General features: G+C 55.4%; 16 protein-coding genes and 1 pseudogene. 4 read left to right on the top strand and 13 right to left on the bottom strand.

Features of this window, described 5'->3' with window-relative positions; all coding sequences use genetic code 11:
- Window positions 1-5 precede the first annotated feature (5 nt).
- Genes ACL2XG_RS01045 through ACL2XG_RS01020 form a run of 6 tightly spaced genes read right to left on the bottom strand, consistent with a single transcriptional unit; the run spans window position 6 to window position 5,167 of the window.
- Window positions 6-1,373, bottom strand: a complete 1,368-nt coding sequence (locus ACL2XG_RS01045) for an amidase (RefSeq protein ID WP_413723122.1) — start codon at window positions 1,371-1,373, stop codon at window positions 6-8.
- Entirely contained in the window at window positions 1,373-1,585 is a 213-nt protein-coding gene (locus tag ACL2XG_RS01040; RefSeq protein ID WP_410014590.1) for a hypothetical protein, read from the bottom strand. The genes ACL2XG_RS01045 and ACL2XG_RS01040 overlap by 1 nt, the downstream gene beginning before the upstream one ends.
- A gap of 10 nt (window positions 1,586-1,595) precedes the next feature.
- Entirely contained in the window at window positions 1,596-2,612 is a 1,017-nt protein-coding gene (locus tag ACL2XG_RS01035; protein WP_410014589.1) for an ABC transporter substrate-binding protein, read from the bottom strand.
- A gap of 3 nt (window positions 2,613-2,615) precedes the next feature.
- Window positions 2,616-3,452 carry an ABC transporter permease gene (locus ACL2XG_RS01030; protein WP_413723123.1) on the bottom strand — a complete coding sequence of 279 codons (837 nt, stop codon included), beginning with the start codon at window positions 3,450-3,452 and terminating at the stop codon, window positions 2,616-2,618.
- Between the two features lie 22 nt (window positions 3,453-3,474).
- On the bottom strand, window positions 3,475-4,254 hold the full coding sequence (locus ACL2XG_RS01025; protein WP_410014587.1) for an ABC transporter ATP-binding protein: 780 nt from the start codon (window positions 4,252-4,254) through the stop codon (window positions 3,475-3,477).
- Between the two features lie 4 nt (window positions 4,255-4,258).
- A complete protein-coding gene (locus ACL2XG_RS01020; RefSeq protein ID WP_413723124.1) occupies window positions 4,259-5,167 on the bottom strand; it encodes a carbon-nitrogen hydrolase family protein in 909 nt (302 codons plus the stop codon).
- 193 nt (window positions 5,168-5,360) lie between these two features.
- Here ACL2XG_RS01020 and ACL2XG_RS01015 point away from each other — a divergent pair, with 193 nt between their 5' ends.
- Entirely contained in the window at window positions 5,361-6,026 is a 666-nt protein-coding gene (locus tag ACL2XG_RS01015) for a helix-turn-helix domain-containing protein (protein WP_410014585.1), read from the top strand.
- Between the two features lie 537 nt (window positions 6,027-6,563).
- Here ACL2XG_RS01015 and ACL2XG_RS01010 read toward each other — a convergent pair.
- Window positions 6,564-7,184, bottom strand: coding sequence for a hypothetical protein (locus ACL2XG_RS01010; RefSeq protein WP_413723125.1), 621 nt, complete (start codon window positions 7,182-7,184; stop codon window positions 6,564-6,566).
- Between the two features lie 673 nt (window positions 7,185-7,857).
- On the opposite strand from ACL2XG_RS01010, the pseudogene ACL2XG_RS01005 reads away from it, so the two are divergent.
- The 3 genes and pseudogenes from ACL2XG_RS01005 to ACL2XG_RS00995 form a co-directional block, all read left to right on the top strand.
- Window positions 7,858-7,950: pseudogene (locus ACL2XG_RS01005) on the top strand (hypothetical protein); the annotation flags it as partial.
- A 16-nt stretch (window positions 7,951-7,966) separates the two neighbouring features.
- Entirely contained in the window at window positions 7,967-8,116 is a 150-nt protein-coding gene (locus tag ACL2XG_RS01000; RefSeq protein WP_413723553.1) for a hypothetical protein, read from the top strand.
- A gap of 97 nt (window positions 8,117-8,213) precedes the next feature.
- On the top strand, window positions 8,214-9,116 hold the full coding sequence (locus ACL2XG_RS00995; protein ID WP_413723126.1) for a LysR family transcriptional regulator: 903 nt from the start codon (window positions 8,214-8,216) through the stop codon (window positions 9,114-9,116).
- Here the strand turns inward: ACL2XG_RS00995 and mdtH are convergent.
- The 6 genes from mdtH to ACL2XG_RS00965 form a co-directional block, all read right to left on the bottom strand.
- Window positions 9,073-10,284: a multidrug efflux MFS transporter MdtH gene (mdtH, locus tag ACL2XG_RS00990; protein ID WP_410014582.1), complete on the bottom strand. Its 1,212-nt coding sequence runs from the start codon at window positions 10,282-10,284 to the stop codon at window positions 9,073-9,075. The genes ACL2XG_RS00995 and mdtH overlap by 44 nt on opposite strands.
- A 78-nt stretch (window positions 10,285-10,362) precedes the next feature.
- Window positions 10,363-11,403, bottom strand: coding sequence for an agmatinase (speB, locus tag ACL2XG_RS00985; RefSeq protein WP_410014581.1), 1,041 nt, complete (start codon window positions 11,401-11,403; stop codon window positions 10,363-10,365).
- An 84-nt stretch (window positions 11,404-11,487) separates the two neighbouring features.
- A complete protein-coding gene (locus ACL2XG_RS00980; protein ID WP_410014580.1) occupies window positions 11,488-12,255 on the bottom strand; it encodes an ABC transporter ATP-binding protein in 768 nt (255 codons plus the stop codon).
- 28 nt (window positions 12,256-12,283) lie between these two features.
- The gene (locus tag ACL2XG_RS00975; RefSeq protein WP_410014579.1) at window positions 12,284-12,997 is read right to left on the bottom strand and encodes an ABC transporter permease; all 714 of its coding nucleotides are present in this window, start codon (window positions 12,995-12,997) and stop codon (window positions 12,284-12,286) included.
- A complete protein-coding gene (locus ACL2XG_RS00970) occupies window positions 12,994-13,680 on the bottom strand; it encodes an ABC transporter permease (protein ID WP_410016789.1) in 687 nt (228 codons plus the stop codon). Before ACL2XG_RS00970 ends, ACL2XG_RS00975 begins: the two co-directional genes overlap by 4 nt.
- A gap of 27 nt (window positions 13,681-13,707) precedes the next feature.
- Window positions 13,708-14,451: a transporter substrate-binding domain-containing protein gene (locus ACL2XG_RS00965; protein ID WP_413723127.1), complete on the bottom strand. Its 744-nt coding sequence runs from the start codon at window positions 14,449-14,451 to the stop codon at window positions 13,708-13,710.
- Window positions 14,452-14,662 lie beyond the last annotated feature (211 nt).

Raw genomic sequence — 14,662 nt, 5'->3', positions numbered from 1 at the left:
TTTTTTCAACGGTTGACCATAACCGGCGTGCGCCGGTGGTAGTCGCTTTCCCGCTGGAAACAGGCGGCGATGCCCATCAGTCGCTGTTCGCCGCCATCCGGGCCAATCAGCTGCATGCCGATGGGTAAACCCGCACTGTCAAAACCGGCGGGAAGGTTCAGGGCGGGCAGCGCGGCCAGGCTGGCAAGCGCGTTAAAGCGCATATTGCCGGTGAGCACGCTCTCCTCATCATCGCCGATGCGTACCTGCGTCTGGCCTTTCAACGGCGCGGTAAACGGCAGCGTGGGTGCCAGTATCACGTCCACTTGGTTGAATTTTTCCACCATTTGCTGTCGTAATGCGGTGCGATAGCGCTGCGCCTGCAAATACTCCACCGCGCTGATGCCCAGGCCGGCCTGCAACAGCAGGCGGACATCTTCCCCGTACTCCCCGGCCCGGTCCGCCAGCCACGGTGCATGCAGCGCGGCCGGCTCGGCCAGATTGATTAACACCAGGGCATTAACCGCCTGCTCCAGTCCGCTGAACGACAGGGTTTCGCAGCGGCCCCCGGCAGCGCGGAACCAGTCCGTCAAATCATGATAGGCGCGCGCCACGTCCGGCTGTACTTTCTCGCTATACTCCCCCAGCAGGCCAATGCGCAGGCCGTGCAGATCGGGTAAGGCGGCGGGTACGGTATCGCCGGTCAGCGCACTGAACATCAGCGCGCAGTCTTCGGCATAGCCGGCCAGCGGCCCGACGGTGTCGAGACTGGCGGCCAGCGGGAAAATACCGTCGGTGGCGATCCGTCCCACGCCCGGGCGCAACCCGGTTACGCCATTCATGGCGGCGGGCAGCCGGATGGACCCGCCGGTATCGGTGCCCAGCGCGCCCAGCGCGCTGCGCACCGCCGCCGCCACGCCCGATCCACCGCTTGAGCCGGCTGGTATGCGGTTGCCATCCCAGGCGTTGCCGCTGGGGCCGTAATGGGGATTATCCGTCGTGCCGCCCCAGGCGAATTCATGCATATTGGTGCTGCCGATGATAATCGCGCCGGCCCGTTTTAACCGCCGCACGACCCCGGCATCGCGCTGCGCCAGCGATCCGGCCAGTATCCGGCTGCCGGCGTGCATCTCCTGCCCCGCCAGGGCGATATTGGCTTTAATGGCGATCGGCATCCCCTGGAGGGGACCGAGATCGTAGCCCTGCTCCAGCAGCGTCTGGCTGGCCTGCGCCACGTTGCGTGCCTGATCGCGATAAAGCGCGTTAAACGCATTCAGATCGCGGGTGGCGGCTTCGCGTGCCAGGCAGGCCTCCAGCAGTTCCGGGAAGCTGAACTGCCGGGCTCGCACCCGGCGTCCGGCTTCGCCCATGGAAAACGCTAACAGGTCGTCCATCAGCCCTCCTCCACAGCCATCGCCGTCGGCGGATGCAGCGGCGAGACCCAAGCGGTGGCCGGCAACAGGGCCGGCGGGAAATGGCGCGCGCCGTAGGCGGCCACGCCGGCGGCCCGCTGCGCGCAGTCGCCAAGCAATGGGAGTAATAGCGCGGCATCCGCCGGGGTATAAAGGTTAATCAGCGCCAAACGCGCGGCGATTTCATCATTCATGGCCCCGCTCCTACTGTTTACCCATGGCATCTACCGCCTGCTTGGCTTTGCCGGCCAGTTCGGTATTCACATTGCTGTCGTAGGACGTGGCGGCCGAGGGATAGGCCTTGATGTTTTTGGCATACAGGGCAATGTTCATATTGTTGTCCCACGCTTTTTGCGAGACCAGCACATTCTCCGGATAGCCCTTGGCGTCGATTTCGCGCAGCACCGCGGTGCGCACCAGATCCTTGGGCACATTGGGGAAGTATTTGGCGGCAATCTCCACCGCCCGGTCGGTATTGCTGTAAATAAAGCGCGACGCCATTTCAAAGGCGGTCACCACGCCCTGCGCCTGCGCGGGGTTCTTGTCGATGTAGTCCTGGGTCGTGGTCAGGCTGGAGAACGCAAAGGGAAACCAGTCCTGGTTGGCGGAAAATGAATACACCACATGCAGGCCGTTCTGCTTTTCCGCCATCGAGGTCTGCGGCTCCACCGCCAGCGCATAGTCGGCACGATCGGCCACCACCGCCGGGATTTCATTGCCTATCGCCACATGCACCAGCTTCACATTGCTTAATTTTTGCTGCTTGATCAGATAGCTCATAAATGCCCAGGTGGTGTCGGGCTGCGGACTGGTCACCACCCGCTTATTGGACAAAAAGCTCAGGTTATTTTGCAGCGGCGTGGCGTCCTTGCCGAAGATAAACACCGTCGGCGCGTTTTGCACGCCGGCCACCACGACTCCGCCGCCGCCATTTTCATGGGATTTCGGCACAAACACCGGGTCCTGGATGGAAAAATCCGCCGAACCGCCGATCACCGCCGCCCAGGATTGGGAGCCGCCTCCGCCGGTGCTGATCTTGACCTCAAGGCCCTGCTGTTTAAAAAAGCCCTGTTCCTGCGCGACATACAGCGGCAGGTAGAGCAATGATTGAAAAGCCTGGTTGATGCGCACCGGCGTTTGCGCCGCCGACGCCGACCCCCACACCGCGCCGCACAGTACCGCAGCCAGGGTAAAACTACGTATACGCTTGCTTGTATTCATTTTTCAGGCCCTTTCCCATGAGAGAATCATACGTTCGAGTAAAGCAACTAACCCGTTGAAAATCAGCATCATAACCATCACCAGCACAATACCCGCCAGGACGATATTCATACCGAAATTGGAACTGCCCAGCAGGATCATATGGCCGACGCCGGCGTCGGAGGAGATGTATTCCCCGACGATGGCGCCCACCAGGGCGAAACCGACGTTCAGGCGCAGGCCGGACACGACCCACAGCATGGCGGACGGCACTACCAGCTTGACGAAAATCACCGTGCGCGAGGCATCGAAGGACCGCAGCAGGTTTATCAGGTCGGGGTCGGTGCGCAGGGCGCCCTTATAGGAGGTGGTCAGCGAAACCACCACGCAGGAGAAGGCGACGATAACCACTTTGGACAGCATTTCCGTGCCAAACCAGATGATAGTGATGGGCGCGATGGCCAATACCGGAATGGCGCCGATGGCGGCGATAAAGGGCGCGGCCAGATCGGAAATAAATTTGGAGTACCACAGCAACAATCCCAGGATAGACCCGCCTATCGCGCCGACGACAAAGCCTATCAGCGTCTCGTAGGTGGTGATTTGAATGTCGGCCAGCAGTTCGCCGGACTGGAAGCGCTGCACCAGCACCTCCCACACCATGCTGGGACTGGCGAACAGGAACTTGCTGATGCTGCCGTTGCGTACGCCGATTTCCCAGCCGGCCAGCAGGCCGGCCACTATCAGTATCTGCAACAGCAGCAACGTATAGCGCCTGACGGCCGGGGTACGGAAAAAGGACTCCAGCCGTTCGCTCTTGCGGGACGTGTTCACCCGGGTAGGTTGCGGAATACTGCTCATGATTGCGCCTCGCGAAAAACATTCATATATTGACCGGGGCGGCGCCGATGCTGCGCCAAATCATTTCGTAATACTCATTGAAGCGCGGCGAAAGCCGGCGCTCGGGAATGATCATGCTGTCGGTTTCCAAATCGACCCTTATCTCGTGTACGATTTCGCCCGGCCTGGCTTTCATGACATAGACCCGATCCGAGAGCGTGACCGCCTCCTCGATATCGTGGGTGATAAATATCACCGTCTTTTTCTGCTGTTTCACCACCGTCAGCAGTTCCGACTCCAGCGAGACTTTCAGCGGATAATCCAGCGCCTTATACGCTTCATCCATCAGGATGATTTCGGGCTCGGTAACCATGGTGCGCATTAACGCCACCCGTTGTTTCATGCCGCCGGACAGCTGGGCGGGATATTTATCCTCGTACCCTTCCATGTGGTAAGTACGCAATAAGTCGGCGGCGCGTTCACGGGCGATTTTTTTATTTATTCCCCGCACCTCCAGGCCCAGGATGATGTTCTCCAGCACGGTTCGCCAGGGGAACAGCAGGTCTTTTTGCAGGACATAGCCCAGATCCGGCGAGGGGCTGCCGGTGGTCTCGCGGTTTTTGATAATGATGTGGCCGTCGTCCGGCGCCAGCAGGCCGGTGATAATATTAAACAGCGTGGATTTACCGCAGCCGCTGGGGCCGACAAAGGAGATAAACTCATTTTCATCGGCATGAAAATCCAGGGCATTGAGCACCGCCACCGGCCCCGCGGCCGAGACATAGCTTTTGGAGATGTTAACTGCTTCCAGGGTATGCGGCATGGCGTTATTCCCCCACCTGTCTGGCATGGTAATGGCGGACGGTTAACGGCGGATCGGATGCCCGCACCGGCACATAATCTTTGAGGAAAAAGTACCCCATATACCCTACGCTGCGCGCGCGGGTGATATCCTGCCGGATGTTGACGCTCGCCAGGGCGATGCCCGCCGCATTGCCGGTATCGGCAATAATATTGCCACGCGGATCGATGATGCGGCTGTGGCCGTGATACAGCAGGTTGCCATGGGGACCGTGCAAATTGGATTCCACCATCCAGCATTGATTTTCCATCGCGCGCACCCGGCCGAACAGGGTATAGCTGTCGACCATGGAATCCTGCTCCGGGTCCCGGCTGTCGCCCGCCAGCCCCCAGGCGGTGGGCATGATCATGATATCCGCCCCGTTGAGGGCCAGTTCGCGGGTACTTTCAGGAAACACCTTGTCATAACAAATCAGCATGCCGATGCGGCCGAGCGCCGTATCGAATACCGGGAAACCCTCGCCGGGATAATAAACATGCTTCTCGTCCCCCGGCTGGTGCACTTTGCGATAGCGGCCCACCTCCCCGCCCGGTCCCAGCAGCACCACGGTGTTGAACAGGACTTCCGGGTAACGGGGATGGCGCTCGGTCATGCCCACTACCGCATAGACCTGATGCCGGATCACCGCCTCGCGGATCTGGCCGATGCCCTCCCCGCTTTCGATCACTTCGGCGTTGGCGAATTGCCAGGCCACGTTATCGAAATCCAGACTCAGGGTATCGGTCAGGTAGCCTTGCAAAATTTGCTCGGGAAACACCACCAGCCTGGCGCCGGCGGCGACGGCCTGCGCCAGTAGCGCGAGGATATTGCCGACATTACGCGGCTTGTCATAAAACGCCTGCATGGAAACGGTAGCAATAATGGTTTCGCTCACGTCCTTCTCCCGTAGCTTAATGAATCAACCGCCGCCGGTTTTCCCGGACCCGCGGGTTGCGCTGGTTTTCACATCATGCCGCCTATTTTTCATTTACACCAAAATGTTTTTCTTATAGTAAAAAATAAGCGATCCATGAGAAAATAACGTACACTTCAGCGCTAAGTAGGTACTCAGTATTCCGGAGCGGGCGATGGAGAATAATAGCTACAGTAAAACGGCAGGTATAAGGACCGCGTTGACCACCGAGCAGGATTTCGGCAAACGGATTAAGGCCATGCGGGTGGAACGGCGCTGGACGCTGGAACAGGTGGCGAAAAACTGCGGAGTGTCCATCTCGACGCTGTCAAAGATAGAAAATGGCCAGGTATCGGCCTCCTTCGACACCATCACCAAAATTGCCAACGCCTTCGATTTGTCCTTCAGCGATTTGTTCAGGCAGAACGCGTCGTCCGCAGCAAATGCCCGTCCGCCGGTGGCGGGCCGCCGGACCGTCACCCGCGCGGGAGAAGGATTGGTATTTACCAACGCGCATTACATCTACAATGTGCACGCCGAGGAACTGACCCATAAGGGCATGATCCCAATAGTCATGCAGATTACCGCACGCGAAGCGCCGCCGCAGGACCAATGGTCCTGCCATGAAGGCGAAGAATTTATCTACGCGATCAGCGGGACAACCATTTTGCATACCGCCTGGTATGCCCCGCTTTGCTTATTGCCCGGCGACAGCGCCTACATTGATAGTTCGATGCCGCACGCCTTTGTGACGCAGGGAGAACAAGATGCGTCCATTCTGTCCATTTGCCTTACCGATAAACTGGACTTTGAGCAACATGCAAGCGCCGCGCCGTTATAGCCATTGCGGAACAGCCCATTCCGCACCCGCAAGCCATTGCGCCTATTGGTTTGGCCAACGACGGGCCAGAACAGGTTCCTGCCGGTAAGCCCATCATGATTGCGGACCTTACGTCAGTTCACCAACCAGGACGGTTAGCAACCCGGCCAACGGTAATGAGCGCTTCTGTCGCTGTGTACCACGGGCCTGTCATTATCAGCGAGACACTGTTGAATAAATCGGAATGCAGGCATTTTGGTGTGCAATAAAAAATTAACGATTAAAATTAAATATAAAAACATTTCAAATATTGTCACAAAAAAAATTATTCAGTAATGACCATGTTATAAAGGAAGAAAATATAGCAGTCTGATATTTTAAAAATCCCGATATGTACTGGCGTGAATACTAAAAAAATAATACTTACTCAGGCCCTGAACATACCGAGAGATCGATTATGCTGTACGCCACCGAACTTATTCAAACAGGATTTTATCTCAGCGTTTAACTATCATCATTCAATTGACAGTGATTGTTTGCGAATGCACTATCCCGCGCCTACTTTTCTGCCCCGTCCTGCAACTCAGATCGCGCCACCATGTTGCGGGCGGAATCCGCTGCGGCCTGGACTTGCGAACGCTGGGTGATCAATGAGGACTCAGTCTGTGAGGCCCGTTCTGATGCATTGCTGCGGGCGGAGTCCGCTGCGGCCTGGACCTGCGAACGCTGGTTGCTCAATGAGGATTCAGCCTTTGAGGCGCGCTCTGATGCATTGCTGCGGGCGGAGTCCGCTGCGGCCTGGGCCTGCGAACGCTGACTGCCGAATGAGGACTCAGCCTTTGAGGCGCGTTCTGATGCATTGCTGCGGGCGGAGTCCGCTGCGACCTGGGCCTGCGAACGCTGGTTGCTCAATGAGGACTCAGCCTTTGAGGCGCGTTCTGATGCATTGCTGCGGGCGGAGTCCGCTGCGGCCTGGGCCGGCGAACGCTGACTGCCGAATGAGGACTCAGCCTTTGAGGCGCGTTCTGCGGCATTGCTGCGGGCGGAGTCCGCTGCACTGCGAGCCGAATTACGGGCAGAGTCCGCAGCGGCTCTGGCCGAGCTGGCATCATGCGCCATTGCGGTGCTGACACAACCCGTAACTAGGATAAAACTCAAAAAAAAATGTTTCATATTCATGATGTAATTCCTATGTTATTCGTTTCAGAAACGTCCATCGATAATATAATCCGTAACTGGATTTCTATTATTTATGGTTAGCGATCATGGCAAGGTCTTTATGCCATGGCAGCCATTAAAACAGCAAAAAATAATTTCTACATTTGGAATAATCCTAAATAGTAACCTAGGGTTACTATTTTTTAAAACAGTATTTATAAAATAAAAAATTAATTAAATTGTCATGAAACCGCAATCTGTTCTCCGGTATAGCAGGACTTTTCATCGTAAGCGATGAGATGGTCTTCCCCCTTCTTCACGACAGCATCCATTTCCGCCATGATGAATAAACTTCAATCAGAAGAAAAAGTAAAAGGTTTACGAAAGCAAACCTGTCACTATCATTATGACTGCCGTCTTGCAATACGGGGGAAGACCCTATACGTACGCCCAGCGCCGTCTGTTGATTACCCGTCAAGTTGTTGAAAATGATGTCCAGGGTTCGGGGTTCAACCCAAAATCCCCGCGACGCAGAACGCTGAGCTGTTGGCTAACCGAGCTTCCTGCGTATTACCCAGGTACAGGCGATGATTTTCCGCATCAAACGCAGTGGCGAATAAATGCCCGGTCCCGGCGCCTGCCAGCACATTGATAAGCCGCATTCTTTTGGTGAATTGCTGCCGGCATCAGCCGGGTGGCGCACCGTTTTAAACGGCGCGGGGCGTGGCGGATTACCTTCGTCATGTTCCTGATTACCGTTGGCGTTTCTACCTTGGGCAAGGGGGAAGAGACCTTGGATTTTTATGCTATTCTTATCCCCCGGCTGTTCAGTCTGGGCTATAACAGTGGTCGCGTGCGCCGGAGCCGGTATTTCGCTAACCCAGGATATCGGTCTGCGGCTGGTGATGTGCGTGGTGCTGTCCGCCATTGGCCAGGTCAGGCCAGTGCGTTGAGACCCATAAGGGTCCTGAAAGGCATAGGCGCCGGGAAAACGGGCCGAATGGCAACATGCCCGGAACGGTTACCCGTTCCGGGCTAAGGAGTACCGTGATGGATGATAAAGACTGGCTGATTATTCGTACCGTTTATGAATTAAAAAACGTTACCCGCGCCGCCCAATTACTTAATACGTCCCAGCCGGCGCTCAGTTACCGTCTCAAGCAGATTGAGAAAAAGCTGGATGTGCAGCTTTTCGACATGAGCCACAAAAGCCTCACGTTTACTCTGCAAGGAGAACAAATCGCGCACTATGCGGTTAAGGTATTGCAGGACTACCGGGATATGAAAGAAAATTTGCAGCAATGCGGTGACCGGCTGCGCGGAGAAATACGCATTGGCGCTTCCAGCAATTATGCCGCCTACCGGCTGCCAAAGCTGCTGCAAGACTTCATCGCCCAGCATCCCCAGGTGGCGGTGAATGTCACCACCGGCCTGAGTCTGGAAATTTTCCACCAGCTTCAGCGCAATGACGTGCATCTGGCGCTGGTTAAAGACGATCTCAACTGGAAAGAGGGCAAACACATGGTGGATGAAAATTATTTTTTTATCGTTTACCATCGCCCGGTCGACCTGGCGGATCTGCCTCATCTGCCGCAGATCCGCATCAGCCACGGTCCCTATATCAGTACCCTGCTCGATCGCTGGTGGAACGCCAGTTTCTCTGCCCCGCCGCGGGTGGCCATGACGGTGGACAAACTGGAAGTCTGCCTGGAAATGGTCAAACACGGACTGGGTTATGCCATTTTATCCAACTACCTTCCCTTCGATGCCGCGTTGCACCCCTGCCCCATATTCGACGAAGATAATAAGCCGATCACCAATCACACCTGGCTGCTGTACCGGCATCATGCCCTGCACACGCCGCGCCTGGCGCGCTTTATCCAGCTGCTGTCCGCCCCGGCGCCCGCGGCTACAGGCTGCGCAACCTGGCAATTTGCGTCGGATGGTTCCTGAACTGCATATAAAGCGCAACCAGAGTGACCAGACCGATAGCGCCCAGTATCAGCCAGGGCAACGCAGGCGTGGCGGTACGCGTGCCGAAATCATACAGCCAGCCGCCGCCGCTATAGCCAAGGGCCCCGCCGACCGCCGCGCCCATGCGGCTAAAGCCCATGTAGCTGCCTCTGGCGCGATAATCAGACAGCTCCGCGCCCAGCGTTTCGCGCGCCGGTTCGGCGATAAGCGAGCCAAGATAAAACAAGATGACCAGGCTGAACAACACCATAAGCCGGTCCACATACCCGACCAATACCAGGCTGGCGGCCATTAATGCCAGGCCGAAGATCAGCCGTTGCTCCAGACGGAAACGGCGTTCGCTCCAGCGCGCCAATGGATAAAGCAGCAGGAGGGCCATCACCGCGTCAATGGAGTACATCCAGCCCACCGCCGCCGGCGAACCGGCCACCGCCTGTACTGCGATGGGCAACATCAGCATCACCTGCACGTTGAGCGTGTAATAACCGGTCAGGATCATGACATAACGGCGAAACGGCTTGTCGTTAAATGCCCGCGCCATGCCCGACAGAATGGGCGCACGGACGCTGGAAAGCTTGTAATCAGGTAGCTTCCAGGCATTCCAGCCGGCAGCCAGGATAAACATGGCCATACCCGCGAAACAAACGCTTTGGAAGTCATAGGCCATTAATAACCAGCTGCCCAACAGCGCGCCCAGCACCCGGAAAGCGCTGTCTTCAACCATCAGGATCGAGTAAAAGCGCCCGCGCTCGTTGGGGCGTACCAGTTTTATCACCAGCGCCGATCGGCAAGGAGAGAACAGCATGCCGCCAATGGCCGCAAGCGTACAGGCCATCATCAAAATCCAGCCACGATCGGCAAAACCCATCAGGCCCATGCCGGCGGCGCGCAGCAACATGCCGATCACCAGCATCGGTTTAGCGCCAAAATAGTCGGCAATGGCGCCGCCGAGAATACTGGTGCCCGACTGGATAAACTGCCAAATACCCAGCGACACCCCGACTATAACCGCCGGCCAGCCCAATTGTTCGACAAAATGCACCGATAACAGGGGAAAAACCGCCGAAAAGCCCAGTTCCAGCAGCATATTATCAAGGAGTAAAAAGCGCTTTCCTGCACGACGTGCCCGCGCGGTAACTGGAAGCATAAAGTGCCCGTATGAAAAAATCATCCCTATAACAGCCGGTAACCGCGCCTTAGCGTGCGGGAACCAGCCTCATTATTCTCAGCGTTTGGCCAGCGCGATAAGACAAAGCTCGGTGAACAGCACCTGAGCTGTGATTTGTGCGGTGTTCGAGGTGGCATCGTACTGAGGCGCCACTTCCACGACGTCTGCGCCGACGATATTCATGCCGGCCATCGAACGCAGGATTTGTTGTACCTCGCGCGGCGTCAGGCCGCCAACTTCGGGCGTCCCGGTGCCCGGGGCGTAACCGGGGTCAACCGAATCAATATCAAAGGAGATATACACCGGACGATCGCCTATCACTCCTTTGATTTTCTCGATGGCATAGGCGGTGCCTTTTTCCAGGATATCTTCACCATAAATTACGGTCATGCCGGACTCGAGGGAAAACTCGCCGTGGTAGGTGCCGCCGCCGCGGATACCGATTTGCACGCATCGCTCCGGGTCCAGCACGCCGTCCAGCACCGCCTGGCGGAACGGTCCGCCGTGGTGGTATTTCGTGCCGTAAGCACCGGACGTATCGCAGTGGGCATCAAAATGCACACAGGCTACCGGCTGCTTTTTACCTACCGCACGCAGAATGGAATAGGTAATGGAATGATCGCCGCCGACGGTAAGCGGAACCACTCCCGCATCCATCACGCGCAGATAATAGTTTTCAATATCCTGGTGACATTGTTCCAGGCTGCGCGGATTGGTGAAGGCCACATCCCCAACGTCCATCACCTTGAGTACGCCGGCCGGGGCAATATTCAGAATGCGATCGTAAGGCCCTACGCGGCTGACCGAGCGCACCGCCTGCGGACCAAAACGGCAGCCGGGACGGTCGCCGGCGCCCAGATCCATGGGAACGCCGATGATAGCGACATCCAGGCCGGCGAACTGTTGCTGGTAAGCGCCTGCGTCATAGGCCAGGTTGAGGAAGGTCGCCGGGTCGGCCAGCGGCCACCGGCTGTGGCCGGGAGCGCGACTGGCCTCCAGCACTTTTCCCGCGGCGGCGAAATCCGGATTATAAATTTTGCCGTCTTCAATATGATTGCCAAATTTTTCGATCAGTTGTGTCAATTTTTCCTGGTTCATAACAGCCTCTTTCGGGATATACCGACGCAGGGGTGTCGCCAGCCCTACGCCAAACAGATGTTTACACGCCCCGTGGGTGACGCGTTATTTCAAATTACCGCTGAGAAAACATTGCAGCCGTTCGCTTTGGGGATGGGTCAGCACTTCCTGTGGCCGTCCCTGCTCTTCAATTTTTCCCTGGTGCAGGAACAACACCTGGTTTGAGACATGCCGGGCAAAGCCCATCTCATGGGTGACGACGATCATGGTGCGGCCTTCCTCCGCCAACAGTTGCATGACCTTGAGCACCTCACCCACCAATTCCGGGTCCAGGGCGGAGGTTGGCTCGTCAAACAGCATAATGTCGGGTTCCATGGCCAGCGCCCGGGCAATGGCCACGCGCTGCTGTTGGCCGCCGGATAAATGCGAAGGATATTTGTTGGCCATTTGCATCGGTAAGCCCACTTTATCCAGATAAAGTTTAGCCCGTTCATAGGCATCCTTTTTTTGCATACCCAGAACATTGACGGGGGCGAGCATAATATTTTCCAGCGCGGTAAGATGGTTCCATAAATTAAAATGCTGGAATACCATGCTCAGGCGAGTACGGATCTTTTGCAGTATTTTGCCGTCGGCGACTTGCATCCGGCCTTGACGGTCTTTAATTGTTTTTATCAATTTACCGTCAAAAAATATCGCACCGTCATCCGGCCGCTCTAAAAAATTAATACAACGCAGTAGCGTACTTTTGCCCGAACCGCTGGCGCCGATCAGACTGACGACATCACCGGCCTTGGCGCGCAGTGATACGCCACGCAATACCAGATTATCGCCATAACTTTTACTAAAATTATCAACAAAGAGCTTTTCCAATGCCTTGTCCTGTCAAAATAAAAATGTTTTATGTATTCATCGGGCGCATAAATGCCAGCCAGCGACGCTCACCCAGGCGGAATAATGTAATCAGGGCGCATGAAGCCATTAAATAAATCAGTGCCGCAATGCCATAAGCCTGAAAGGACATATACGTCTCGGCATTGACATCCCCCGCCACTTTCAGCACATCAGGCACCGTGGCCGTAAAGGCTATGGCCGTCGCGTGTAACATCAGGATGACTTCATTACTGTAGTAAGGTAAAGCGCGCCGCAGCGCGGAGGGTAGAATAATGGTTCGGTACAGCATATGCCGGCTCATGCCGAATGCCCGCGCCGCTTCAATCTCACCTGGGGAGATAGAGCGGATGGCGCCGGCAAATACTTCTGTGGTAAATGCCGTGGTATTTAAGCCCAGCGCCAGTATGGCGCAATAAAAACCATTGCGGAAAAAGCCATTTAACAGCGGCTGATCGTGCACCCATTGCAAACTGTAGACGCCGGTGTAAATAATCAACAGTTGAATATACAGCGGCGTGCCACGAAAAACATAGGTAAAACACCATACCGGCACTGAGAAAAATTTTATTTTTGAGGCACGCATAATAGATAATGGTAGCGAAAATGAAAACCCCATCAGCAGCGAGGCAACCAATAACCAGAGGGTTATTACCAAACCGGAATATTGGTAGCCATCATGCCAGATATAGGCTTTCCAATAAGTTTGCAGAATTTCAATCATAATCCCGCCTCCCTCACGCCAAGCTCATAACGTTTACTCAAGAGCGCAATCACCACGCCGGATATGCTGGTGACCAGTAAATAGAACAACGCGGCAATCACCAGATAGAAAAAGAGTTGCCCGGATCCTTTACCGACCTCCTGGGCCGCTTTGGTAATATCCGACAGGCCGATTATCGATACCAATGCGGTGGCCTTGACCAGAATAAGCCAGTTATTGCTTAACCCGGGCAGGGCAAAACGCATCATCTGAGGAAACATAATCAAACGAAAACTCTGCCAGCCACCCATGCCGAATGCCTTGGCCGCCTCCATTTGGCCGGCAGGCACCGCCATAATGGAACCGCGAAAGGTCTCGGTGAAATAGGCGCCATAGATAAAACCCAGGGTAATCACGCCGGCGCCGAAGGGATTAATATCGATCTGTTGCCAGCCTAAGGCGTCGGTGGCGTTATTAAGCCCCATTTGCAGGCTGTAAAATACCAGCAGCATAATGGCCAAATCAGGGATACTACGAATGACCGTGGTGTAGAGAGTGGCAATACCGCGCAAGACCAGGCTACCGGATAACTTGGCTACCGCGCCCGCCAGTCCGAGCAGCATTGCCACCGCCAGTGAAGCCAGGGATAGACGGACGGTCATGCCGATACCGGCGAGCAACATATCGCTATAGCCCTGTGGGATCATAAATACCTCGTTTCGCCGGTAATGTTATTGGCCGTAAATATCGATGCTGGGCGGAAAGTATTTGCGGGCTATTTTCTGATAGGTGCCGTCGGCATGCAGTTCCTTTAACGCCTGGTTAATATTGTCGGCCAGCTGTTGGTTATTTTTGTCGACGGCGATAGCCGATTCACCGGTGCCCAGCAGCGGATCCTCGATGGCGTTGCCGGCAAAGCGATAGCCTTTTCCCTTATCCGTGGACAAGAAGCCCAGTTCCCCCTGCACTTCACCGGTAAGCACGGCATCCAGCCGGCCGGAACGAAGGTCGCTATAGGCCAGATCCTGATTGCTATAAGAGATCACTTTTACTCCCGCCGGCGCCCACACTTTTTTAGCAAAAGATTCTACGTTGGTGCCCTGCTCGACACCGACGCTTTTACCGGCCAGACTCGCGGTATCCGAACTGAATCCGGCATCGTCCCTGGCAATAAGACGCGAATGCCCGACATGGACTTTATCGGTGAATAAAAGCTGCTTTTTACGCGCTTCGGTAACGCCGATAGAAGCGAGAATTGCGTCAAATTTTCGCGATTTTAAGGCCGGGATCATGGTAGATATTTCCGTTTCCACCCACTGGCACTTTTTTTGCAATTTGGCGCAGATGGCATTGCCCAGCTCTATTTCGAAACCGGTCATCTGACCGTCGCTGCCGCGATACTCAAAGGGCGCGTAGCCTAATGCCGTGCCGAATCTCAGGATATTATTATCTTGCGCCCAGACAGAGGCGCTCAACAGCGAACACATTAATACTAGTAAAGCGCCTGTGTGTTTCTTACCCGAAAAATTCATAATGCCTCAACCTTTATATTTAATGAGTAATAAAAAACAGCATATAATTTAATTTACCATGCGCTTCGAGCACGGTTAAATATTGCAATCACTATGCCAGCTTTTTTATTTTATAAAATTAAACAAAAACGCTTACTTAACCCTATGAATTATC

The sequence above is a fragment of the Sodalis sp. RH24 genome, assembly GCF_047324145.1.
Lineage (GTDB): Bacteria > Pseudomonadota > Gammaproteobacteria > Enterobacterales > Enterobacteriaceae > Acerihabitans.
This window is presented reverse-complemented; position numbering and strand designations above follow the sequence as displayed.

What these genes read in the sequence shown, in the direction of transcription:
- ACL2XG_RS01010 (WP_413723125.1), bottom strand. Translation starts at nt 7,184, where the DNA reads ATGAATATGAAACATTTTTTTTTGAGTTTTATCCTAGTTACGGGTTGT.
- mdtH (WP_410014582.1), bottom strand. Translation starts at nt 10,284, where the DNA reads ATGCTTCCAGTTACCGCGCGGGCACGTCGTGCAGGAAAGCGCTTTTTA.
- speB (WP_410014581.1), bottom strand. Translation starts at nt 11,403, where the DNA reads ATGAACCAGGAAAAATTGACACAACTGATCGAAAAATTTGGCAATCAT.
- ACL2XG_RS00995 (WP_413723126.1), top strand. Translation starts at nt 8,214, where the DNA reads ATGGATGATAAAGACTGGCTGATTATTCGTACCGTTTATGAATTAAAA.
- ACL2XG_RS01015 (WP_410014585.1), top strand. Translation starts at nt 5,361, where the DNA reads ATGGAGAATAATAGCTACAGTAAAACGGCAGGTATAAGGACCGCGTTG.
- ACL2XG_RS01025 (WP_410014587.1), bottom strand. Translation starts at nt 4,254, where the DNA reads ATGCCGCATACCCTGGAAGCAGTTAACATCTCCAAAAGCTATGTCTCG.
- ACL2XG_RS01045 (WP_413723122.1), bottom strand. Translation starts at nt 1,373, where the DNA reads ATGGACGACCTGTTAGCGTTTTCCATGGGCGAAGCCGGACGCCGGGTG.
- ACL2XG_RS01000 (WP_413723553.1), top strand. Translation starts at nt 7,967, where the DNA reads ATGCTATTCTTATCCCCCGGCTGTTCAGTCTGGGCTATAACAGTGGTC.
- ACL2XG_RS00975 (WP_410014579.1), bottom strand. Translation starts at nt 12,997, where the DNA reads ATGATTGAAATTCTGCAAACTTATTGGAAAGCCTATATCTGGCATGAT.
- ACL2XG_RS01035 (WP_410014589.1), bottom strand. Translation starts at nt 2,612, where the DNA reads ATGAATACAAGCAAGCGTATACGTAGTTTTACCCTGGCTGCGGTACTG.
- ACL2XG_RS01030 (WP_413723123.1), bottom strand. Translation starts at nt 3,452, where the DNA reads ATGAGCAGTATTCCGCAACCTACCCGGGTGAACACGTCCCGCAAGAGC.
- ACL2XG_RS01040 (WP_410014590.1), bottom strand. Translation starts at nt 1,585, where the DNA reads ATGAATGATGAAATCGCCGCGCGTTTGGCGCTGATTAACCTTTATACC.